Origin of the sequence: Pseudomonas sp. B7(2017), assembly GCF_002112745.1 — a bacterium.
Lineage (GTDB): Bacteria > Pseudomonadota > Gammaproteobacteria > Pseudomonadales > Pseudomonadaceae > Aquipseudomonas > Aquipseudomonas ekonensis.
In genome coordinates, this window is sequence record NZ_NEIP01000002.1 from 239,198 (window position 1) to 262,676 (window position 23,479).

General features: G+C 65.6%; 11 protein-coding genes. 9 read left to right on the forward strand and 2 right to left on the reverse strand.

Annotated elements, in window-relative coordinates:
- Positions 1-254: 254 nt before the first annotated feature.
- On the reverse strand, positions 255-1,778 hold the full coding sequence (locus CAG29_RS04570) for a fumarate hydratase (protein ID WP_085580370.1): 1,524 nt from the start codon (positions 1,776-1,778) through the stop codon (positions 255-257).
- A 424-nt stretch (positions 1,779-2,202) separates the two neighbouring features.
- On the opposite strand from CAG29_RS04570, the gene CAG29_RS04575 reads away from it, so the two are divergent.
- From CAG29_RS04575 to CAG29_RS04585, 3 genes are read left to right on the forward strand one after another with little or no spacing between them, the layout of a single operon-like run.
- Entirely contained in the window at positions 2,203-3,309 is a 1,107-nt protein-coding gene (locus tag CAG29_RS04575; RefSeq protein WP_085580372.1) for a diguanylate cyclase, read from the forward strand.
- The gene (locus tag CAG29_RS04580) at positions 3,302-4,237 is read left to right on the forward strand and encodes an iron-sulfur-binding ferredoxin reductase (RefSeq protein WP_085580374.1); all 936 of its coding nucleotides are present in this window, start codon (positions 3,302-3,304) and stop codon (positions 4,235-4,237) included. Before CAG29_RS04575 ends, CAG29_RS04580 begins: the two co-directional genes overlap by 8 nt.
- Before the next feature lie 38 nt (positions 4,238-4,275).
- Positions 4,276-5,025, forward strand: a complete 750-nt coding sequence (locus tag CAG29_RS04585; RefSeq protein WP_085629509.1) for an enoyl-CoA hydratase-related protein — start codon at positions 4,276-4,278, stop codon at positions 5,023-5,025.
- 182 nt (positions 5,026-5,207) lie between these two features.
- On the opposite strand, the gene pyk is transcribed toward CAG29_RS04585, so the two are convergent.
- A complete protein-coding gene (gene pyk / locus CAG29_RS04590) occupies positions 5,208-6,659 on the reverse strand; it encodes a pyruvate kinase (RefSeq protein WP_085580379.1) in 1,452 nt (483 codons plus the stop codon).
- 171 nt (positions 6,660-6,830) lie between these two features.
- Between pyk and CAG29_RS04595 the strand changes: the two genes are divergently transcribed.
- The 6 genes from CAG29_RS04595 to CAG29_RS04620 all read left to right on the forward strand — a co-directional run bounded on the left by CAG29_RS04595 (position 6,831) and on the right by CAG29_RS04620 (position 23,457).
- Positions 6,831-7,217 carry a tol-pal system YbgF family protein gene (locus CAG29_RS04595; protein ID WP_085580382.1) on the forward strand — a complete coding sequence of 129 codons (387 nt, stop codon included), beginning with the start codon at positions 6,831-6,833 and terminating at the stop codon, positions 7,215-7,217.
- A 225-nt stretch (positions 7,218-7,442) separates the two neighbouring features.
- Positions 7,443-7,802 carry a PilZ domain-containing protein gene (locus CAG29_RS04600; protein WP_085580384.1) on the forward strand — a complete coding sequence of 120 codons (360 nt, stop codon included), beginning with the start codon at positions 7,443-7,445 and terminating at the stop codon, positions 7,800-7,802.
- 1,501 nt (positions 7,803-9,303) lie between these two features.
- Complete coding sequence (locus tag CAG29_RS04605; protein ID WP_085693908.1) at positions 9,304-11,307, forward strand: hypothetical protein; 2,004 nt, start codon at positions 9,304-9,306, stop codon at positions 11,305-11,307.
- Between the two features lie 148 nt (positions 11,308-11,455).
- Positions 11,456-15,046 (forward strand): Tc toxin subunit A, encoded by a 3,591-nt coding sequence (locus CAG29_RS04610; RefSeq protein ID WP_085693909.1) that lies wholly within the window; start codon positions 11,456-11,458, stop codon positions 15,044-15,046.
- A gap of 55 nt (positions 15,047-15,101) precedes the next feature.
- On the forward strand, positions 15,102-19,193 hold the full coding sequence (locus CAG29_RS04615) for a neuraminidase-like domain-containing protein (RefSeq protein ID WP_085693910.1): 4,092 nt from the start codon (positions 15,102-15,104) through the stop codon (positions 19,191-19,193).
- Complete coding sequence (locus tag CAG29_RS04620) at positions 19,186-23,457, forward strand: Ig-like domain-containing protein (RefSeq protein ID WP_085693911.1); 4,272 nt, start codon at positions 19,186-19,188, stop codon at positions 23,455-23,457. Before CAG29_RS04615 ends, CAG29_RS04620 begins: the two co-directional genes overlap by 8 nt.
- Positions 23,458-23,479 lie beyond the last annotated feature (22 nt).

The window sequence follows — 23,479 nt, forward strand, 5'->3', positions numbered from 1 at the left end:
GGCATCTCAGTTGCCTGACCCACCGCCATCGCTGGCAAGCCAGCTCCCACAGGGGATCCCGGCTGCCCGCAAGATCCCGACACACCACAAAACCTGTGGGAGCTGGCTTGCCAGCGATGAGGCCTTCACTGCCATCATCCCTGTTGCCTGACCCGCCGCCATCGCCAGCAGGCTGGCTCGCACATTTTCAGCGGGACAAAAAAAGGCCGGCCCGTCATGCGACGGGCCGGCCTTCTCATGCAGCGGCGAAGCGCTTACTGCACTTCCACCGCCAGGCTTTCGCTGATCTTCTGCTGCCAGATCGCAGGCCCGGTGATGTGCACCGACTCACCCTTGCTGTCCACCGCGACGGTGACCGGCATGTCCTTGACCTCGAACTCGTAGATCGCTTCCATGCCCAGCTCGGCGAACGCCAGCACCTTGGACTTCTTGATCGCCTGGGCCACCAGGTAGGCGGCGCCGCCGACGGCCATCAGGTACACGGCCTTGCTGTCCTTGATCGCGTCGATGGCGGTCGGGCCGCGCTCGGACTTGCCGATCATGCCCAAAAGACCGGTCTGCTCAAGGATCTGACGGGTGAACTTGTCCATCCGCGTGGCGGTGGTCGGACCTGCTGGGCCCACCACTTCGTCGCCGACCGGATCGACCGGGCCGACGTAGTAGATGAAGCGGCCCTTCAGGTCCACCGGCAGGGTCTCGCCCTTGTTCAGCATCTCGACCATGCGCTTGTGCGCCGCGTCGCGGCCGGTGAGCATCTTGCCGTTGAGCAGGACGGTCTCGCCCGGCTTCCAGCTCTGCACCTCTTCCGGGGTCAGGGTGTCGAGGTTGACGCGACGGGCCGAAGGACCTGCTTCCCAGACGATTTCCGGGTAGGCGTCCAACGGCGGCGCCTCCAGTGCGGCAGGGCCCGAGCCGTCGAGCACGAAGTGCGCGTGGCGGGTGGCGGCGCAGTTCGGGATCATGCACACCGGCAAGGAGGCGGCGTGGGTCGGGTAGTCCATGATCTTCACGTCGAGCACGGTGGTCAGGCCGCCCAGGCCCTGGGCGCCGATGCCCAGCTGGTTGACCTTCTCGAACAGCTCAAGGCGCATTTCCTCGATGCGGTTCTGCGGGCCGCGGGCCTTCAGCTCGTGGATGTCGATGGATTCCATCAACACTTCCTTGGCCATGACCGCAGCCTTCTCGGCGGTGCCGCCGATGCCGATGCCCAGCATGCCCGGCGGGCACCAGCCGGCGCCCATGGTCGGAACGGTCTTGAGCACCCAGTCGACGATCGAGTCGGACGGGTTGAGCATGGCCATCTTCGACTTGTTCTCGGAGCCGCCGCCCTTGGCCGCCACGTCCACTTCCACGGTGTTGCCCGGGACGATGGAGTAGTGGATGACCGCCGGGGTGTTGTCCTTGGTGTTCTTGCGGCTGCCGGCCGGGTCGGCCAGGATCGAGGCGCGCAGGACGTTTTCCGGCAGGTTGTAGGCGCGGCGCACGCCTTCGTTGATCATGTCGTCCAGGCTCATGGTCGCGCCGTCCCAACGCACGTCCATGCCCACGCGCACGAACACGGTCACGATGCCGGTGTCCTGGCAGATCGGCCGGTGGCCGGTGGCGCACATGCGCGAGTTGATCAGGATCTGCGCCATGGAGTCACGGGCCGCCGGCGATTCTTCGCGCAGGTAGGCTTCGTGCATCGCCTGGATGAAATCCACGGGGTGGTAGTAGGAGATGAATTGCAGGGCGTCGGCAACGCTCTGAATCAGGTCGTCTTGCTTGATCACGGTCATGAGTCGCGCTCCTCTAAAAGTCGGGAACATTCAATAAGGTGCCTGCGGCTTGGGTGCATCGGTCGGTCGCAGACACCTTTCAAGGCACGCCGGGGCTGCTGGCGCGACGCTAAAAAGGCGCGGCAGTATACCGCGCCTCCCGGGAGCTGACACGCGCCGGCAGTCATTCGTTGGTCGCATGCCGTGGCGAGGGCGGATGCCGGGCCGGCGTGCCGGTCAGTTAGTGAATGTCAGGTTTCGCGTCTTGCCGCGCAGCCGGGCGGGAGCGAGCTTGCCCGCCGCAGGGCAGGGGGCGGGACACGCTTTTGACGCCAATTATCCGGCCCGAAAATCAATGGTCATTTATCGGCCGCGCCACTAAAGTGGCAGCCGGTCTGTAGAGTAGGACACTCGGTCAGCCTTCCATCGCACGGTGAGTCAACGATTGACCCATAACGCCATTCAACGTCTTTTGCTCAAACGCTTCGCCCTCGCCGCAGCCACCTACGGATTGGCTTTGCTGCTGCTGTGGCTGGCGTATTTCAGCGGTCTCTACGACGACTCCCTGACCGGCGTCGCCGTCGGCAGCGCCCTGGTGGTGATCAGCCAGGCGAGCCTGTTCGCCGTGTTCTTTTCCGGCTGCAACCTGCGCTTTCCCGACCCCAGCCTGACCGAGGCGCAGGTGCTGATCGGCCTCGGCTGGCAGACGTGGCTGATCGCCCACCTGAACCAGGCCCGGGGTTCGTTCCTGGTGTTCTATGTGCTGATCCTGCTGTTCGGCCTGTTCCACCTGTCGCGCCGGGCCTTCATCCGCTGCACGGCGTTCGTCTTCTTCAGCTTCTGCGCCATCACCCTGTGGGACGGCTATCACTTCCGCCTGCCGGATCCGGCGCTGGCGGCCCTGCAGGTGTGCGTGCTGCTGATGGTGCTGGTGTGGCTGGTGATCTATGCGCGGTTCGTCCAGACCTCCCGCCAGCGCATGCGCCAGCGGCGGTTCGCCTTGCAGGCGCACCAGGACACCCTGCGCGGGATGATGCGCCAGCTCGAGGACCTGGTGGCCACCGACGAACTGACCGGGCTGTTCAACCGCCGGCACTTCCTGCGCCTGGCCTCCCGCGAGCTGAACGCGATGGAGGCCGGGGTGGTGCATGGCCTGGCGCTGATCGACCTTGATCACTTCAAGCGCATCAACGACCTGCACGGCCACGCTGCCGGCGACCAGGTGCTGCAGGCGTTCGCCGGGGTGGCCGGGGCCTGCCTGCGCGACGGTGACGTGCTGGCCCGCTACGGTGGTGAAGAATTCGTGGTGCTGTTGCCCGACTGCAACGCCGAACGCCTGACCGCCTGCTGCGAGCGGCTGCGCCTCGCCTTCATGGACGTCGAGCTGGTGGGCCTGAGCGTGAAGAGCCTCAGCCTGTCGGCGGGCATGACCTTGCTGGAACTGGGCGACGACCTGGACGACGCCTTGCAGCGCGCCGACCAGGCGCTGTACCGGGCCAAGCGCGACGGGCGCAACCGCTGCGCGGCGGCATGGGAGAACGTCGATGCCTGAATTGCGGGTGGGAGAGCGGCAGTGGTCGGTGCCGGCGGGCAGCAACCTGCTCGATGCCTTGAACGGCAACGGCGTGGCGGTGCCCTACAGTTGCCGTGCCGGCAGTTGCCATGCGTGCCTGGTGCAATGCGTGCAGGGCCTGCCCGCCGACAGCCGCCCGGACGCGTTGAGCGCTGATCAGCGCCGCGAGGGCTGGCGCCTGGCCTGCCAATGCCAGGTGGTCGAGGACTTGCAGGTGCACGCGTTCGATCCTGTGGTGGACGGTCGCCCGGCGGTCGTCGAAGCGCTGGACTGGCTCAGCGACAGCGTCCTGCGCCTGCGCCTGACCCCGCAACAGCCGCTGCGCTACCGCGCCGGTCAGCATCTGGTGCTGTGGGCAGGGCCGGTGGCGCGGCCGTATTCGCTGGCGAGCCTGCCCCAGGAAGACCGCTTTCTGGAGTTCCACCTCGATTGCCGGCTGCCGGGCGCGTTCAGCGACGCGGCCCGCCGCCTGCGCCTCGGCGATCCGCTGCGCCTGGGCGAGCTGCGCGGCGGCGCGCTGCACTACGACCCGGACTGGCAGGCGCGCCCGTTGTGGCTGCTGGCCGCCGGCACCGGGCTGGCGCCGTTGTTCGGCATCCTGCGCGAGGCGCTGCGCCAGGATCACCAGGGCGCCATCCGCGTCATTCACCTGGCCCATGACGCGACCCAGCACTACCTCGCCAAACCGTTGCAGGCCCTGGCCGCGCAGCGGGAAAACCTGTCCGTCGAACTGTGGACGGCGACCGAGGCGCCCGCCGCTTTGGCGCAACTGCGGCTTGTTTCCCGGCAAACCCTGGCCTTAGTCTGCGGTTCGAGCGCCAGCGTCGATGCGTTTTCCAAGCGTCTGTTCCTGGCCGGACTGCCGCGCAACCAACTGCTGGCCGACGTCTTCCTCGGCCACGCTTGAGCGCGAGCCACAAGGATCCTCACCGACCGGGAGTCGCCATGACCGAAGCCGTCCTGCTGCAGCGCGAGCGCGGTTTGCTCACCCTGCGCCTCAACCGCCCCGACAAGAAGAACGCCCTGACCCGGGCCATGTACAGCCGCCTGGCCGAAGCGCTGAAGCAGGCGGACAGCGACCCGGAAATCAACGCCGTGCTGATCGCCGGCAGCGCCGAATGCTTCACGGCCGGCAACGACATCGCCGACTTCATCCAGCAGCCGCCGAACGACCTCGACAGCCCGGTGTTCCACTTCATGCTCAGCCTGCTGGAGTGCCGCAAACCGGTGGTCGCCGCCGTGGCCGGACCGGCGGTGGGCATCGGCACCACACTGCTGCTGCACTGCGATCTGGTGTACGTCAGCCGCGATGCGCGCTTGCGCATGCCGTTCGTCAACCTCGGCCTGTGCCCGGAGTTCGGTTCCAGCCTGATCCTGCCGCGTCTGCTCGGGCACGCCAAGGCGGCCGAACTGTTGCTGCTCGGCGAAGGCTTCACCGGTGAGCAGGCGGCGCAGTGGGGCATCGCCTGCGAGGCGTTGGGCAGCGGCGAAGCGGCGTTGGCCAAGGCACGGGAGATGGCCTTGCGGTTTGACGAGTTGCCGGCGGAAGCGGTGCGCATCAGCAAGCGGTTGATGAAGGCACCGGACCGCGAACGGATCCGCCAGGTGATCGAGGAGGAGGGCGCGCTGTTCACCCAACGGCTGCGCTCGCCGGAGGCCTTGGCGGCGTTGACCGGGTTCATCAAACGGCATTGAAATGTTGATCAGGGCATCCGGCCTCATCGCCAGCAGGCTGGCTCCCACAGTCGGAATGCGTTCCCCTGTGGGAGCCAGCCTGCTGGCGATAGGGTCGGTACAGCCAACACACCTTCCGGACCGGAAAACAAAAAGCCCCGGCACTCAGAGGCCGGGGCTTTTTGTTTTCAGCGAGCGGTCACTCAGACCTGCGGGTCGCCGACATGCAGGATCTTCATGCCGTTGGTGCCGCCGGTGGTGTGGTAGCTGTCGCCCTTGGTCAGGATGACCCAGTCGCCTTTCTCCACCACGCCGCGCTTGGTCAGCTCGTCGATGGCTTTCTGGCTGACTTCGCTCGGCGGCAGGGAGGCCGGGTCGAACGGGATGGTGTACACGCCACGGAACATCGCTGCGCGGGCCTGGGCTTCGCGGTGCGGGGTGAACGCGTAGATCGGCACCGACGAGCGGATGCGAGACATGATCAGCGGGGTGTAGCCGCTCTCGGTCAACGCGATGATCGCCTTCACGCCCGGGAAATGGTTGGCGGTGTACATGGTCGCCAGCGCGATGCTTTCGTCGCAGCGCTCGAACTCCTTGCCGATGCGGTGGCTGGAGGTCTTGCCGGTCGGGTGCTTCTCGGCGCCGACGCAGATGCGCGCCATCGCCTGCACGGCTTCCAGCGGGTACTGGCCGGCGGCGGATTCGGCCGAGAGCATCACGGCGTCGGTGTAGTCGAGCACGGCGTTGGCCACGTCGGACACTTCGGCGCGGGTCGGCATCGGGTTCTGGATCATCGACTCCATCATCTGGGTGGCGACGATCACGGCCTTGTTGTGGCGGCGTGCGTGCAGAATGATCTTCTTCTGGATGCCCACCAGCTCGGCGTCGCCGATCTCCACGCCGAGGTCGCCACGGGCGACCATCACCGCGTCGGAGGCCTTGATCAGGCCGTCGAGGGTTTCGTCGTCGGCCACGGCTTCGGCGCGTTCGATCTTGGCCACCAGCCAGGCGGTGCCGCCGGCTTCGTCACGCAGCTGACGGGCGTATTCCATGTCGGCGGCGTCACGCGGGAAGGACACGGCGAGGTAGTCGACTTCCATTTCGGCGGCGAGCTTGATGTCGGCCTTGTCCTTGTCCGTCAGGGCCGGAGCGGTCAGGCCGCCGCCGCGACGGTTGATGCCTTTGTGGTCGGACAGCGGGCCGCCGATGGTCACCACGCAGTGCAGTTCGGTGGCGGTGGCGGTTTCGACGCGCATCACCACGCGGCCGTCGTCGAGCAGCAGCTCGTCGCCCACGCCGCAGTCCTTGACCAGGTCCGGGTAGTCGATGCCGACCACCTGCTGGTTGCCTTCGGTCAGCGGATGGCTGGTGGAGAAGGTGAAGGTGTCACCGATCTTCAGCTCGATGCGCTTGTTGGCGAATTTGGCGATACGGATCTTCGGGCCTTGCAGGTCACCCAGCAGCGCCACGAAGCGGCCGTGCTTGGCGGCCAGGTCGCGCACCAGCTTGGCGCGAGCCTTGTGCTCGTCGGGGGTGCCGTGGGAGAAGTTCAGGCGGGCGACGTCCAGGCCAGCCAGAATCAGCTGTTCGAGAACTTCCGGCGAGTGACTGGCCGGGCCAAGGGTAGCGACGATTTTGGTACGACGGACGGACATGCAAAGACTCCTCAGGTTCAAGCGCCAGCGAAGGCTACTATGCTCTTGGGGTGTAGTCATTGTTCGTTTGCACTACTTAACGTTTTCTTTTTTGAACGCGACAATCGGCACAAACGGTTCTGAAGATTTCCCGCCCCGGGTCGATACAGAGCTCAAGACAGGAGAACCCCCATGCGATTGTTGCCCATTGCCGCCCTTGCCCTCAGCGTCCTCGCCGTGACGGGCTGCACCCGTTGGTCGATGAACCACCACCTGAACAACGCCTACAGCGCCTACGACCGGGGCAACTGCGAGCAAGTGATGCTCGAGCTGTCCAAGGTCGAGCGCGCCAGCCGTGCCCGGCCTTACGTATGGCCGGAAGTGTCGATGATGCGCGGCCAGTGCCTGGAACGGCAGAAGATGTTCATCGACGCGGCCCAGACCTACCAGTTCATCATCGCCTCGTACCCCAACAGCGAATACGCCTACCGCGCCCGCGCTCGCCTGGAAACCCTGCAGAGCCTGGGCCATTACCCGACCCGCAGCGCTGCTGCGCCGGTGCGTCCGACCCGCTTCTGATGGCGGTTGTCATACAAAAGCTGTCGGCGTGTACAACCTGAGCTATAGTCGAATCATTCCGGTCCGGCCATGGACCTGACCGGAGCGACACCTGCGACTGGCCGTAGTCAGGTGACGGCGATGCAGCGACCGTCACACCGGAAGCGGGGAGAGCGGGCCTTGGGCAGTGACCCGTTCCGAAGCACAGTGCGGCCCGGGCACAGGGCCTTGCGTGGCGATACGCTCATGTTTACCGAACGTCGGATCGAACGGCACCAATTGCCGTATTTCTTGCGGGTGTTCAACAGCGTCACCGACCGGCCCCTCGGCTTCCTCGGTAACGTCTCCGAAGACGGGCTGATGCTCATCAGCCAGTTGCCGATGATGATCGGGGCGGAATTCAGCCTGCGCCTGAAGATTCCCGCGGGCGACGGTTGCCAGCAGGTGATCGACCTCACGGGGTGTTGCCTGTGGTGCCATGAGGACGCCACCCCCCGGCACTACGACGCCGGCTTCAGCCTGCACCGGCCGCCGCCGGAGTACGGGCAACTGATCGAGGCCTTGAAGCAGTACTTCAGTTTTCAGCCGTTGCCGGCTTCGGTTTGATTCGCATCCCTTACTGAAAAGCTTCGCGGGCAAGCCCGCGAAGTCGTCAGCACACGACGCCTTTTCCATTCAACATCCCATTTCCTTCACTTTCTCATTCGGCATTGGAATTAGATCCATCGTCTTTTATGCGATTTTGATCTCAATTACTGTCACGTTTGACAGTAGTGATCGAGTCGGCTCGACCCTAGGCTTTGGGTAAACCCCAACAGTCCCTGAGTCGAGAACATCTGAAATGAGTGACGACAATGATGGTGCAAGAGGCAAAGGCTGGTTGGACGAGGGCGTTCAGACTATCAGCTATGCGCATGTCACAGAACTCGAAAAGGGTTCATTTCGCGAACATGGCGAAGGCGAGCAGTATTCCGAGATTTTTTGGGCGGATGCGGTCGAGACAACGCTTCATCAAACCCATCCGCGCGTGTCCACGCTAAAGACTCAGTTGGTGTGCCAGTACAAGTTCGAAAACGGCCGTATTTATGTGAAGACATTGCGTTACCACATGACGTCCCGTCCTGCAGATAAGTATTGGTACAGGGCCAATATCGATGTAGGGCTTCAGGCAGGACAATGGGTTCGCAAGAATTCCCAAGACTCAATGTCGCAAGACAACCAATGGCACAATTACGAGATCTATCTGGATTCGCCGTTGGGTGTTCCGGATTTCGGTGTAAGTCTGGCAATACGCGTTGACTACGACGGCACCAACAATGATGTCGAACCTCACGAGGGTTGGGGCATTAACATATATCCTTCACGAAAGCCGATCATTGAATTGCCAGCCTCCAATGCGGTGGTCGAAATGCCTTTTGCCGTCTCCGGAATAAACGGGTTGGTATGGCCCTTCCCCCCCACGGTTTATGGAAAGGTCAATTTGCTGTGCATCTACAACGGTCAAGTGATTCCACTCGGCTCCGGAACTGTGGGGAGAGACGGGCGCTGGGGGGCTTACATCAGTCTCCCTCCTGATGTCACCTCTTTTTATGCAGAACAGCTCATTGGTGACCAAAACTCCGGGCGGTCAGAATCCGTGTCCATTCGCAGGGCTGTCGCAGCACCTGTAATCACAGTCCCAACGCCGAATTCAACGGTATCCGTCCGGCGGCCTTATGTTGAGGGCACAGGTACTGCAAGTGCACTTGTCCGTATTTATCAGGCCGGATCCGATGCGATTCTTTATGGTCAGACAGTAGTCAGGCTAGACGGTGTCTGGTCGTTGATGTTGCAACATGACTTGCCCGACGGGGTCTTTACATTCACCGCCAAACAGTCACTTGGTGGTGTCGATTCTCCTTGGGCACGCTATGTCCCCGTCACCGTAAGGGTGCTGCCCAAGACACCGGCGATCACCAGCCCAACAGCCAACACTTTGCAGAGTTCAACGTTCACGGTTTCAGGTTCGGGTGGCGAGGCCGGTGCGAAGGTTGACGTCCTGCTCGATATCGCCGGCACTAGGGTCGGCCAAAGCGCGACGCTGACAGGGGATGCATGGAGCGCCTCGGTGACCGTCAGCCCTGGGCCCGTTTCGCTGGTGGCCAAGCAGATAAAAGGTCAGTTGGAGTCATTGCTCAGCGCCCCCCGCGCCTTCAAGGTCCGCCCCCCAGCCCTGACCGCCGTCACCGCCACCCCCATCGGCACCCACGTCAAACTCACCGGCAGCGGCCACACCGGCGCTACGGTGCAGATCACTGTGGTCGACGGCGGAGCCGCCGCGCCGCCCGCCGTGCAAGTGACCAACGGCCGATGGGAAACCACCGCCGCCAACTGGCCCTTCGGCACCTACCGACTCAGGGCTATCCAGAAAGTCTCGGACAACGCCGGCGGTTGGATCGAATCCCAGCCCTATACCTTCACCGTCAATCATACGTTCCCGAATCCGTCCGATGTCGCGTTCACGGCGGACTATCAGCCGACCTGCTCGGGCAAGGGGCTGAACGGCGCGACGGTGAGGCTCTTTGACGTGGGCGGCACCGTGCCGCTGGCGCCCGATGCCATTGTCGGCGGTGGCCAATGGTCGGTACGGGTGTCGCAGGTGTGGGGGCCGACCTGGGAGCGCTCCGTGCAGGTCAAGCAGTTCCTCGGCGAACAGGCATCCAACGGGGTCACGGACAACGTCACCATCGCGCCCAAGGTGCCGACGCTCGACGCTCCGGTCGAGGACGGTCTGTCGCCGCAATGGAGCGGCACCTGCTGGCCGGGTGCGACAGTGAACATCGAGTTCAGTGACAGCACCACCGTTCACAAAGTGATCGGCGCCGGGGGCGTCTGGTCTTACCGTCGCGCCACCGACTTCGCGCCGGGCATCATCTATACCGTCAAGGTCACCCAGACCGCCGCCAGTCAGACGTCGGCGATCGTGTCGCGCACGTTCACCGTCGATGCCCCCTTGCCCAAACCTGTCATCACCTTCCCGGCCCAGAACGCCGAGGTGGGGACTGAGGTGACCGTGCGCGGGGAAAGCGGCGTGGCCGGCGCGACGATGCAGTTGCGCGACGCCCAGTTCGGCAGACCGCTGGGGACGCCCAAAACGCTGACAAGCGACGGCGCGTGGTTCATCGACCTGACGGCGCTGGAGTTTCGCCAGTACACCCTCGACGCCAGGCAGGCGCGCAACGGCCGGGAGTCCGAGCGCAGTGACTTGCACATCTTCCGGGTGGTGCTGCTGCCGCCGGTCTTCGAGGCGCCGGAGCAGGGCGGCACGTTGCCGCGCACCGCGATCCTGTCGGGCACGGCCATGCCCGGCGGGAAGGTTGAGGTGCTGCTGGAGGGCGACAGCGCCCCCCTGCTCAAGGACATCACCGTGGATGCCGAAGGCCGCTGGCAAGGCGAGGTGAGCTTGCCCGTCGGCCCCAAGACCCTGCGGGCCCGGCAAACGTTCGAGTCCCTGACGTCCCGGGACAGCCCGCCGCTGGCGTTCAGCGTCGTGCCCGCCGCGCCGTTCATCGAGACCCCGGTGACGGGCGAGCCCGTCGGGCGGCGGGCGGTGGTCTCCGGCTTCGGGGTGCCGGGCGATACGGTGTCGGTGAGCTTGGCCGGCGCCAACCGCTCGGTGTCGGCGCAGGCCCCGGTGCTGGGGGATCGCACCTGGTCGGTGACCTTGCTCAGTGACCTGCCCGGCGGTGACGGCGAGGTGACGGCGGTGGCGTCGTTCGACGGTTTCGAGTCGGCGGGGGCCCGGCGCCGGGTGGTGCTGGCGACGTTCCTGCCGGGGATCGATCTGCCGGCGCCGGGGCAGTGGGTCGTTCATCCGGTTCTCTTCAAGGGCCAGGGGCAGCCGGGCAGCGGGCAGGTGACGAGCTGGTTCGACCCGGAGCAGGCCTGGACAGCGGTCATGCCGGTGACCGCCGCCGGCTGGCAGGGCAGTGCCGCTCAGGCCGTGCCGCCGGGAGGCCAATGGTGCCGGTTCAGGCAGACCCTCACCGGTGGCGCCGCCGGGCCGACGATGTCCGACTGGCAGGAGAGCGAGCGCTTCGAAGCGCTGCCCCCGCAGGCGACCCGCTCCTGATGCCAGCGAACCGATGAATGGCCTAAAGAACTGTCATTTATGACAGTAGACGGTCGGCGATTCTTGGCGCCAAATCTCATCAAGCCCATGTTCAGCCTGGCGTGTTCGCCAGGCTGCTGCGGACAGTCCCTGCCAGAGGAGCCGGAAGATGCGCGACGCTGCCGAACGCCCCGCCCTGCAACTGTTTCAACAGGTCTTCAAGGAGCAGGGCGCTGCCGGTCTTGAGGGTTACCTCAAAGCCGGCGGCTCGGTCTTCGCGCTGGTGGAAAAGGGTGCCCGGGCCCTGACCGTCGAGTACGGCATGAGCGACGAGTCGGCCCGGGCCTTCATCCGCAGGGCCAACAGCCTGGTCACCTATGTCCGGCGCCGCTACATCGAGGGCCGGTTGACCGGCGAGGGACAAGCGGCGGCGGGCGCCTCCAGCGGCTTGCTGTCGATGGTGACCGGGCCCACCTACGAGCGCCTGTTCAACACGCCGTTCGACGCGCTCTGCCCGGCGGATGCCCTGGAGTCCCTCGCCTCGCCGGTGGCGTACCTGATCGAACTGCTGCGCTGGATACGCGACCGCATCGAACCCCATGGGGTGGACACCTATCCGCTGCACGAGCGCCGGGCCGACCTGAAACGGCTGTCGGTGGATTTCAATGCCGTGCACCGGTCGGTGTCTTCGGTGGACATCATCGTGGCGGTGCTGGAGACCTTCATCGCCGAACACGGTTCGGGTCAGCCGATAGAGCAAGCCCTGATCGAGTCGCGCTACCCCAACGGGCTGCCCTTTTACCAGCACTGGGCTTCGCTGGACGCCGTCGCCCGACGCAACGGCTTGCTGGTGGGCGACTTTGCGCACACGGTCGACCTGTCGTTTCCGTATTTCCTCAGCCCCCAGGCCTGGAGCACCGATGCCGGCCGTGCGCTGGCGCATGCCTCGCGGTTGGGGCCTTATCAGCGGCGGTTGCTGATGGAGCCTGCAGTGAAGTTCGAGGATCGGGAAGACTTCTACGCACGGAATTTCGGTGCCGACGGCCTTTCCTGGCAGAACCTCAATCAGTTGCTGTTTTTCGGTGAGCGGACAAAGCTGGACACGCCGGGCGTCGAGGCCTTGCTCTCGACCCGCGGGTTTGCGCCTGTACGCTCCGCCAATGTGACCTACGCCGATGCGGCACCGGCCGCGGACGAAAGCGAACGCTCAGGGTCCGTCTACCTCAATGCCAACACGGCACCGGCCGTGAGCCTCACCAGGGCCGCAAACGGCTCCTCGTTCCTGCACCGCTTGTCCGCCAACCCGACGGACGCGGCCGGGCTGGCCCGTTACGACCGCATGAACCGCAAAGTGCGCCTGGACGCCTGGCTGGGGCTGCCCTGCGATCAGGTGGACGCCTTGCTGGTGGCCGCGATCAATGCCCAAGTGCGTGGGGGCGGCAAGGACGACCCCTGGTGGATCTCGGAAAACGTGGTGCATGCGCTGGGGCTGTTTCAGTCGTTGCGTGAGCGCTATGGCTGTACGGCGCCGGACTTTGCGGCGTTCATCGATGCGATGGGGATCTATGGCCGGGGAGAGGCCGCCTCTCACTTCGATCAGGTGTTCAATCGCCAGAGCGACTACCGCCGGCCCCTGCAGCTCGATGGCTTGCCCTTTGCGGTGCTGCCCGTCGAGGGGGGCACCGATTTGACGGTCAGCCAACTGTGCAACGGATTGGGCATCGATCCGCTGACCTACGGCTATCTGGCCGTGGCCATTGCCCAGGCCCGCGGGGCGGGCGATACCCTGGCGCGCAGCCCGGCGGTCGTGTCGGCGTTCTACCGTCTGGTGAGGCTGCCCAGGCTGTTGGGCATCACGCCGGTCGAAGGTCTGCTGATGCTGAACGCGCTGGGCGGCGAGGAATGGGTCAACGGCCTGGCGGGCGATCCCTGGATCAGCACGGGGGGGGAGGCGCCGAGCGTGCTGAACCTCATCCACGCCTTGCATGCCTGTGTGCAGTGGTGCCGTGACCGCGACCTGCCGGTGCTGTGGATGCTGCAGCAGGCTGCTGCGCCGCAGCCGTCGAGCGCGGTGTCCGATGCGCAGCGGCAACTGTTCGACAAGGTGGTCAGCCTGCTGCCGGCAGCCCTGTTTTCCAACAACGGGCTCTTGATGGCCGGTGTGCCGCCGCTGCCGGCGGCCGACTGGCTCGGATTGCTGGGGGCGCTGGCGGACGGCGACGGTCTGGTGCTGCCATTCCCGGGAACGGAGGAGGAGTACCTTACAAAGGCCCGCGAGGCGTTGGACCATGCGGTCACCGACGGTCTGGGCGAGATCGGCGCCGACGCCCGGGCGGTCATCGTCGAGCAGATGCTGGGGGTTCTCCTGCAGGCCAGGCAGGCGCAGGTGGCGCTGGTTCAGCATGCGGTGGCGGTGTACGCCACGCTTGAGGAGGCGCAGGTCCTGCCGGTGCTGGAATGGGCGGACGTCTCGGTTCACGGGTTTCTGCGCCAGGTGCGCGACCGGATCGCGGTGATGGAGGATCCGGTGCGCGGACTCAATGAGTCGCCGGATCCCTTGCTCGCCCTGCTGGCCGACATCCAGCGCCGCAGCGAGGTCGTGGCGAAGCTGGGCCTGAGTGTCGCCCTGCTGCGCGATTATCTGGCATACGGCCACAAGGCCTGGCTCAACCAGGACGACCGGCACGTGCTTTCGGTCAGGACGCTCTATTACCTCACATTGCTCAGCCGGGCCTTTGCGATGGGCGAGCAGCCTGAACAGAAGCTGCTCGACTATCTGTGGCAGGTCAATCATTTGCCTGACGTTACGGGCGATGCGTTGTGGCTGGCGCAGCAGGCCGCGTCGATCAGGCTGGCCGAGTTCTTTGGCTGGAGCCTTCAGGACGTTCGCGAGTGCGTCAGTCGAATCGATCCGTCGGGCCTCAAGGTGCTCAAGAATCTGGTTCAGCTGGATGTGCTGATGCGGGTGCGTGCGCTGTCGGCCGACAGCGGTATGGACGCCTTGACCATCTTTATGATCGGACGCCTGCCCGAAGAGTTGGACACCCAGGCCTATGCCGATGCCGCCGAACACGCGTTGCTGAGCCTCACGGAGAGCCGTGCCCCGGCGGGGCGCGTCGCCGGAGGGGTGAAGGAACTCGTGCAGATGAGCTGCGTCGCCGACAAGACTGAGGCCGTCGCCAACAAGCCGGGCGAAAGGATCAGGTTCACGGTGACGCTCAAGAGGGCCGACGGCCGGCCCTTGAGCGGGGTCATGGTGCACTGGCGGGCGGCCTTGGGCAGCGTGGCCGCACAAGCCACCGGAACGGACGGGACGGTCAAGGCGGACTATCTGCCGGGCAAGGTGACGGGCACCGATACGCCGGCCTATTGGCTGGACCTGTTCGACGAACAGCTGGCCCCCACCGTCCAGGTCACGTTCGAGACGGCCTCGCTGCAGTTCCCGGCCCCGCTCAAGTCGCCGGTGCCGTTGGACACTGTGGAGCCCGGCGGTGAAGCGCAACTGTATGCCGTGCTCATGGACGCCTACGGCAATCCGGGCGCCAACAGCCTGGTGCAGTGGTTCGCTGAGCCGCAGGAAGAGGGCGGTCAAGCCGTCATCCGGCCCCGGCAGACCTTCACCGATCCGCAGGGGCTTGTGCGGGTGTTCGTCGCCAGCCCGACCGGCGGCACCTTCACCTTCAGCGTGCTCAGCGAGGCCAGCGAAAAGAGAACCTACTTCGACCCCATCATGTTTGCCGCCCCGACGGGCTCTGCATGACTTGGCCGGTCGAGCGAGTGTGTCTGGACGGATCATCGCTGCAGGAGAATGGCTCATGGAACAGGACACGATGGCTGCGTTGCAGGAAAAACGGCGTGCTGCGCTGGTGGAGTACTGCATCGGCCAGGTCAACGGCGCCGACGGGCGGGATTACGGCTTTCTGCGCACGCCGGCCGACCTGTTCGAGCTGCTGCGCATGGATCCGCTGGACAGCTATGCGGTACAGAGTTCCTGGGTGGCCGAAGCGACCAGTTGCGCCCAGCAGTACATCCATGCGGTGTACCGCAAGCTGGAGCCCGGGTTCAGCGAGCATCAGTTCGACAAGGACGATGTGGCGACCTGGGCGCTCTACGGCAACTACCCGGACTGGGCGGCGCTGCAGTTGATCGAGCTTTATCCGGAGAACTTCATCAACCCGTTCGTGCGCCGGCGCAAGACCAGCCTGTTCAAGACCCTGGAAAACGACCTCAACCAGACGCGCCTGGGCACCGACAGCGTGCAGGCGGCGCTGCGCGATTACCTGCAGGCCTTCGAGCAGACCTGCAACCTCGATGTCGTCAGCGGTTACATGGACTACAGGGCCGGCGGTTCCCCCGCGAAAGCGGACTACTACTTCATCGGCCGTCAGAGAACGGCGCCGTTCCAGTATTTCTGGCGCAAGGCGCAGGTCGAGCTGTCGCCGAGCTGCACCGCCATCAATCCGGCCGCGTGGGGGGAATGGCAACCGGTGGACATTCCCGTCGAGGCCAAGGTGCTGGATATGCGCCCGGTGTTCTGGAGCGGGCGCCTGTGCCTGGTCTGGGCCCAGTGGCGCGACAAGGTCGAGGGGCGGACGGCGGACGAGTACCTGCCGCACAGGCTGGACATCCGATTGGCCTTCATGACGCAGAACGGCCAGTGGACGGCGCCGATGGGCCTGGCCGGGCGCGAATTCGATGAGGACCTGTCCGCGGACTGCCGGCTGGTGGTGACCGTGTGGGCCGACCGTCACCACCCCAAGGGCAAGCTGGGGGTGCTGCTGACGAACGGGAAGAGCGACGCGGACTCGTTGCGGGAGGCCGCCGTGCGTGACGTGCTGATGCGGCCCGTGGCGGGCGATGACGCCAGTTGGCTGGAGCATGCGGCCAATCATCGGTTCTCGGATGCCCGGGTGGTGCAGCACCCGTTGCTGAACCAGCCGACCGTGGTGCCCACCGTGGTAACGGCCACCGACCTGACGCCCTTTCTGGACGTGCAGGCGCTGGCGTTCCGCGTCGGCGAAGCGGACTGGCTGGTGATCCAGGGGCTTTGCCGGGCGACGGGGCTGAGCGGGAATCCGGTGACGCTGAAGTTCGATCTGGTCAATGAAGCGGCGGGCGATCCTGCGCCTATCGAAAAGAGCTTTCCGCTCGCCGGAGGCTGGAGCACGGACTGGCAGGTCTTCAAGCGCGCCAAGGGCTCGTTCGCCCAACCGGTGACCTTCACTTGGGGGGCCGGCACGGTCATCCACAAGAAATTTGATCTGACCCTCCTCAACGTTACGGGCTTCATGCCGGCGATCCTGCTGAAAAACACCTTGGATGCCGCGCAGTTCCTCTCCCTGCGGCAACCGGAGCTGGCCCTCAAGTTCGCCCGCCTGAACTCGCTGTTCGGGCCTGAGCTGGTGCAGCGTTCCAATGTGTCCGTCGATGCGGTGCTGGACTGGGACACGCAGTTTCTCGACGAGCCGCCGCCCGAGTCGGGCCCGATCACTGAGCTCAACGGCGCGTTCGACGGCGCCAATGGCCTGTTTTTCTGGGAGCTGTTCTTCCATCTGCCGCACCTGGTGGCGACGCGGCTGCGCGCCGAGGACCGGTTCAGCCAGGCGCAGGACTGGCTGCATTACCTGTTCGATCCGCAGGCAGCGGCCGACCCTGAGGATCCGCCGCCGGCCAATCCTAAGCCGCAGTATTGGCGTTGCCGGCCTTTGGTGAAGCCCGGCAACCCGGGGTGCGAGAGCCTGGATCCGACCGACCCCGACGCCATCGGTTACGCGGCGCCCAGGCACTTTCAGATTCTGGTGTTCACCGAGTACGTCAGCAACCTGATGGCCTGGGGCGACTGGCACTACCGCCAGCTCACCCGTGACAGCCTGGTGGCGGCGAAGCTGTGCTACGTGCAGGCCGAGTTCCTGATGGGCAAGGCGCCTTCGGCGCGTACGACGAACCAATGGCGGACCGACACGGTCGCCAACCTGTTGGGCAGGAGCGCATCGCGCCCGGCGCTCGAGCGGTTCGAGCGGGAACTGGACTTCAGCCTCGCCCAGATCCCTGCCGGCAGCGATGCCGTGCCCCGGCTCGGGCTGCTGGCCAATGAGCCTTTCGAGACGCCGATCAATCAGCCGTTGCTCGACTTGTTCGCCTTGCCGGGCCAGCGGCTGTTCAACCTGCGCAACAACTTGACCCTCGACGGCAAACCGCTGCAGATCCCGCTGTTCAGCCCGCCCACGGACCCGAACCAGTTGCTGCGTGACCTGGCGAACGGGGGCGCCGGAGCGCCGCGGCCCATGGGCGGACGGCTGGCGGTGGGGGCGTTCCGCTGGCGGGTGACCTTCGAGGCCGCCCTGCGTGCCGTGCAGACCTTGCAGGAGTTCGGCAATCAGGTGCTGCGTTTCCTTGAGCAGCGCGACCGCTGCGAGCAAGAGGATCTGCAGCAAAGCCATCTGATCGAACTGGGCGCCTATGCCCAGACCGTGCAGGAACAGAGCATCAGCCAACAGGAGGCTGGCGTTGCCGCCCTGGTCCGCAGCCGGGCCGTCGCCCAGGAGCGGGCCGACGCCTATGCGCAACGGCACGCCGAGAACGTCACGGCGGTCGAGTACGACGTCATGGAAAGCCTGCATCTCTCGAAAGTCCTGGCGTTGGCCTCGTCGAGCATCAAGCCTGCCGCGGCGGCCGTGGCGGCCGTTCCCAACATCTTCGGCCTGGCCAATGGCGGGCACCGCGCCGATGCGTTGCTCGATGCCGTGAGTTTCGGGCTGGGCGTCGCCGCCCAGGTGAGGCAGATCGACGCCGACAAGCAGGCGGCCACCGAAGGCTACCGCCGCCGCCGTGAGGAGTGGGCGCTGCTGCGGGATCAGGCGTTGGCGGAAGTGCTCGCCATCGATGAGCAGATCACCGCGCAGACCCACGCCGTGCCGGCGGCGAAGGCCGGCCTGCAACAGACGCTGCGGGCCAACGGCCAGGCCCGGACGGTCTATGACTTCCTGAAAAAGCGCGCGGGCAACGCCGAGCTGTACGGCTGGCTGCTCGGCCAGCTCAAGGCCTTGCACTACCAGGCCTACGACGCTGTGGTCAGCCTGTGCCTCAACGCCCAGGCGTCGCTCAGCGCCGAAACCGGCGATTACGACTCGGTCATTCCCTTGCCGCAGGTCTGGCTCGACAACCGTCACGGCCTGACGGCGGGCGAGCACTTGCGCGGTCACCTGTTGCGCATGGAGCGCGAATACCTGCAACGGCACGAGCGCCGGCTGGAGTTGGTCAAGACGGTCTCTCTGCGCAGACTGTTCGACGACCGCGTCGAGCCCCAACAGGGACTCGACGGCTGGCAGGCCGCGCTGCAGCAACTGCTGGACACCGGGACGCTGGAGTTCCGACTCACCCAATTGCTGTTCGACCGCGACCACCCGGGGCATTACTGCCGGCAGATCGGTTCGCTTGAGGTGGATCTGCCGGTGCTGGCCGGGCCCTACGAAGACGTCCGTGCCACGTTGCTGCAGGTCGGCAGCATGACCGCGACCAAGGCCAACGTCCAGTCGGTGAAGTATCTGCACAATCCCCAGCAAGGCGTCGCGCCCGCCGATGTGCAGGTCAACCTGCGCAGCGGCCAGCAGATCGCCCTGTCGCTGGGCATCGCGGCCAACGGCATGCACGGAACCAAGGCGGACGAGGGCTTGCTCAACCCCTTCGAGTGCACGGGTGCGGTGTCCGCCTGGCGCCTGACGTTCCCGTGGCCGAAAAAGGAACCGCAGGTGTCCATGCTCGGTTCGCTGACCGACATCATCGTGCGCATCCGCTACACCGCCAGGGCAGGGGAACCGACGTTCCTGCGTACCGTGCAGGACATGGTGACCCAGCTCGAAGGCGCCACCGGCAACATCACTGCCGAAGAGGCACGCGGCCATGAATGAGTCAGGCGTTCAGGCGAACCAGAGCCTGGTGCTCAACGGGGCGTTCACCGAAGCGTTCACCCATTGGCGCAAAGGGTCGCTCAACCCGGACTGGCTGGCGATTGAAGCGGAGGCGTATCAGGAAGACGTGATCCGTCTCCTGGCGGCCGGCAACCAGTCGTCGGTGAGCCAGGCCCTGTCGGCGCCCAAGACGCCTTCCCCTGGCGCACGCTATGTCTTGAGCTTTCTGTGCGAGACGCGGCACGCCGAAGCCGGGTGGCTGCGGGTCGGCATTCAGGGGCGTCCTGAGCGACTGGAGATTGCGCTGTTGCCGGGTGCGTCGCGCGACATCGAGGCGGATCGGGCGCGCCTGGCCGCCGGACAGCCGCTGGAGTTCCGGCCGCGCGAGTACCGCGAGGAACTGGCGCTGCCGTTCAGCGGCCAGGACACGCTGGTGGTCGAGGTGCAGAGTCCGGCCAACGCGCCCGGCGACTACCTGTCGAAAATCTGCATCACCCGTATCCGGCTTGAGGTGCACCTGGAGCCGGCGACGATGGTTTCGCTGATCCTCGATGAACAACCGCTGGCGCCTCTGCAAACAGTCTATCTGTGCAAGGGCGCCACGGCGGGCCTGGCCCACCGATTGGGCTTCAACGTGGCGCCGGACAGTGCCTGGCACACCACCCGGGCGGCGCTGACCAGCGACGACAATCCGCAGCAAGCGGTCGTGGCCAGGCCCGTCTGGGGTGAGGACCAACCGCTGGACCTGCCCTGGATCCTCGATTGCCCGGTTATCGGCGAAGACGGGGCCGAGTTGTTCACCGTCAACCTGGTCAACCAGTACACCGCCGATCCCTATCCGCTCACGGTGTCGCTGGGGCATCACCGCCTGGTGTTCCTCGGCAAGCTGGAGGCGGCCCATTTCCCGGTGCTGGCGCTCAAGCAGAGCGTCCGGCTGGGTGTGCAGGTGGCGTCGCACTACACCGGCCAGCCATTGGGCGGGCGGACGGTGACCTGGCGGGTGGCGGGGCAGACGCTTGCGGCCGCGGACTCGGATCCGCAGGGCTGGGCCTGGTTCGATTACCTGCCCACCGCCGCGGGGGATTTCACCGTAACGGCCTCGGTGGACAGCCCCTACTACGCCAGCGGTGCGATCAGCGCCCTGTTTGAGGTGCGGGTGCTGGCGACGGATCCGTGGAGCGATGCATTGGCAGTGGTCGAAGACGCGGCACTGCCCTGGGCGCAGAGCACCGGCTATCCCAACCGAGGTACGGATTATCCGCTCAGGGTGCGGTTGCCTGCGGGGAGCCCGATGCTCGGGACAGAGGTTTCATTGCATTGGAGCGGAGATTCGCACGAACAGCTGGGTGTGGGCATCAGCCCGGCGCTCGGACAGCCGCAGCCCGTCGAAAGCACACACATCGACTGGACGCTGTCGAGCGAAGACCGGCTGGACGGGCAGTTCAGCCTGACACTGGCCTGCACGAAGCTGCTGCACCCTTCACCGGCCAAACCCATGTCGCTGGCGCGCAATGTGGTGCGGATCGGCGAGGTGCGCGAAGCCGACCGGTCTCCGGTGGTGGACGAGGGCGAAAGCGTGCTGCTGCGGGTCCAGGTGATTCACGTGGTCGCCAGCGGCGACGGTGACCCGGTGAGCAATGCACAGGTGGATTGGGTGACGCCCGAAGGCACGGTTTCGACCCGCTCGGGGGCGGGAGGCTGGGCGAGCATGCTGTACCGTCCGGCGAGGGCCGGCGACCTGGTGGTGACGGCCCGGGTCAGGGCCCACGCCGAAGCCGTTGCCGTGGAGCGGCCGTTTGCCGTGAAGGCACTGGCGACCAGCCCGTGGAAAGACCGGATCAGGATCCTGTTCGATGGGCGCGACGTGGATCTGGTCGGCACGGGGTTGCTGTGCCGGCGCGGCGGTGCGCATGTGCTGAAGATCCTGCCGGTGGCGGGCAGTCCGTTCATCGGGCAATCCGTCACGCTGGACTGGCGCGCGGGCGATCCGGGCATCGGGCTGAGCGTCAGCGGGCTCGGCAGCGGCAGGATCCTGACCGCCGCAGGGCTCGAATGGACGTTCAGTTCCTCGGCGCCGCAGAGCTTCAGCGCATTGTTTGCCCTGCAACTGTCCACCGGCATCGCCGCGTCGCCCAGGGAACTGATCGGGCGACTGATCGCGGCGGACCTGGCGGACGAACTGACGGTGATGCTCGATCAGGTGACGCAGCCGCCGGCGGGGCAACCTTTCTATCCGTGCCTGGGGGCCCGGCATGCCATCAGGTATTTGCCCAATCCCCTGAGCCCGCTGGTGGGCCTGCAGAGCCGGCTGGTGTGGCAGGGAACCCCCGCCGACGACTTGCAGGCCGGGGTCGAGCCGCCCCCGGACCGTGCGCAGCCGATCGAGGACGGCGGTGTGGCCTGGACGCTGGACTTCACGTCGAGCCCGACGGCCGGGGACTTTTCCCTGGCCCTGGCGCTGCCGGCGTTGGGCGTGGCATTGCAGGCGGACGCGATGCATCTGGGGCACAACCGGCTGCGTATCGCAAACCGTCGTGATACGGCCGTCGATCCGGTGGTCGGTCAGGACCGGGCCTGGCTCTGGGTGCAGGTCGAATCGGTGTTCACCGGCCAGCCTGTGGCGCAGGCCCCCGTGGACTGGAGCGCTCAGGGTGAGGTGGCCAGCCGGACCTGCGACGAGACCGGCTGGAGCGGGTTCGGGTTCGCGCCGGTCCTGGCCGGCGAGCACACGGTCGAGGCGCAGGTGCTGAGCCGTTTCGACGGTTTTCAGGAGCGGCGTCCGTTCCCGGTGACGGCATTGGCGGACGATCCTTGGCGCAGCGTGCAGGTTCGCTTCGATGGCCAGCCTGCCAGCCGTTGGGGCGAGCAGACGTTCTTCCCGCGGCGCAAGGGCGAGCACCGGATCGAAGTGCTGGCCGAGGCGGGCAGCCCGTTGCTGGAGCGCAGCCTGACCCTGGGCCTGACGGGCACCGGTTCCGCCGAACTGGGCCTGCAGTTCCAGGCACCGGGGCTCGGGGCGCCGCGCCTGTTCTCCGGCATCGGCCTGCATTACCTGCTCAGGTGCGGCGATCTCAAGGACGGTGGCTTCGCCTTGCGCCTTGGGGCCGAGCGCTTGGCGAGCCTGTCGCCGGCCAATGCGATGTCGTTGGGGGAGGGTGCGCAGGTCATGGAGATCGAGGGGACGGGCCGTACCCGTCAGGTGCTCGACTGGGGAGAGGAACTGGTCGAGCAGGTGAGGGTGATTGCGTCTACCACGGGCAAGCCGATGGTCGGGGCGACGGTTGCCTGGGAACATCCGGACCTGGAGGGCGTGACCAGTCAGACTGATTTCTACGGAGTGGCCAAGGTTCGTTTCAGGCCGCATACGACTGGCACATCCGTGTTGGTGGCAACGGTGGGCTCGGTGTCGGTCGAGTTGGCGTTTACGCTCAATGAGCCCCGTGAAATCAGTGAGCTGTATGAGCCGGACGGCCCGCAACCGCTACCCGACAGATCCGGAGTCCTTGCCCGAGCCGTGGTGCTTTCGGCGTTTACGGGGTTGCCGCTGGCTGGGGTCGAGGTTTGGTGGGACTTCTCGGGGCACTTTGTTTCAACGTCGCTGACCGATGCTGAAGGCATTGCGCAACTGGCCTTTACGTATCCCGAACAAGGTGTATTGGGCGCTACCGTGAAGGGTGGACTGGGAGGCTGGGACTACACGCATATTCTGTTCGACAGAAAGGTGCCGACGATCACGTCGTTGACCAGTCCGGATCAGGATGTCGGGTTGGGCAGGAAGGCGCTGGCGCAAGTGACGGTGGCTTCCGCCCTGGACGGGCTACCCATCGGCGGCGTCAACGTGGAATGGAGCTTCCCGGGAGTGACGCTGCCGTCCACCTTCACGAACCCGGACGGACGATCACTGATCGAGTTCGTCCCTCCAGCGCTCGGCAAGTATTCTTTGCAGGCAACGATTGACGTGACCAAGCCTCATTCGCTGGATTTCAACATTGTCGAATCGGCTACGTTGCCTCAGATCTACACCATCGGAAAACTGCACGGACAGAGCCTGATCGGTGCGCAAGCGCATTGCTATGTCCTCGTCCGAAATCCCGCAGGTCTGCCCATAGAGGGAGAGGAAGTCTTCTGGAGTTTTCCGAAGGCCAGAGTGGTTTCCACGATTGCCGATTCATCAGGACGTGCTGAGGTGAAGTTCGTTCTGCATAACCGGGGAACGTTAGTCGCACGTGTTCGGGGAGGCTCCGATCTCGCCCTTCCGTTGTAACGTTACTCAGCCCTGTCGTTGA

Bases quoted from the DNA above. Each gene is read 5' to 3' on its own strand.
- pyk (WP_085580379.1), bottom strand. From the start codon at position 6,659: ATGTCCGTCCGTCGTACCAAAATCGTCGCTACCCTTGGCCCGGCCAGT.
- CAG29_RS04610 (WP_085693909.1), top strand. From the start codon at position 11,456: ATGCGCGACGCTGCCGAACGCCCCGCCCTGCAACTGTTTCAACAGGTC.
- CAG29_RS04595 (WP_085580382.1), top strand. From the start codon at position 6,831: ATGCGATTGTTGCCCATTGCCGCCCTTGCCCTCAGCGTCCTCGCCGTG.
- CAG29_RS04620 (WP_085693911.1), top strand. From the start codon at position 19,186: ATGAATGAGTCAGGCGTTCAGGCGAACCAGAGCCTGGTGCTCAACGGG.
- CAG29_RS04600 (WP_085580384.1), top strand. From the start codon at position 7,443: ATGTTTACCGAACGTCGGATCGAACGGCACCAATTGCCGTATTTCTTG.
- CAG29_RS04615 (WP_085693910.1), top strand. From the start codon at position 15,102: ATGGAACAGGACACGATGGCTGCGTTGCAGGAAAAACGGCGTGCTGCG.
- CAG29_RS04570 (WP_085580370.1), bottom strand. From the start codon at position 1,778: ATGACCGTGATCAAGCAAGACGACCTGATTCAGAGCGTTGCCGACGCC.
- CAG29_RS04580 (WP_085580374.1), top strand. From the start codon at position 3,302: ATGCCTGAATTGCGGGTGGGAGAGCGGCAGTGGTCGGTGCCGGCGGGC.
- CAG29_RS04585 (WP_085629509.1), top strand. From the start codon at position 4,276: ATGACCGAAGCCGTCCTGCTGCAGCGCGAGCGCGGTTTGCTCACCCTG.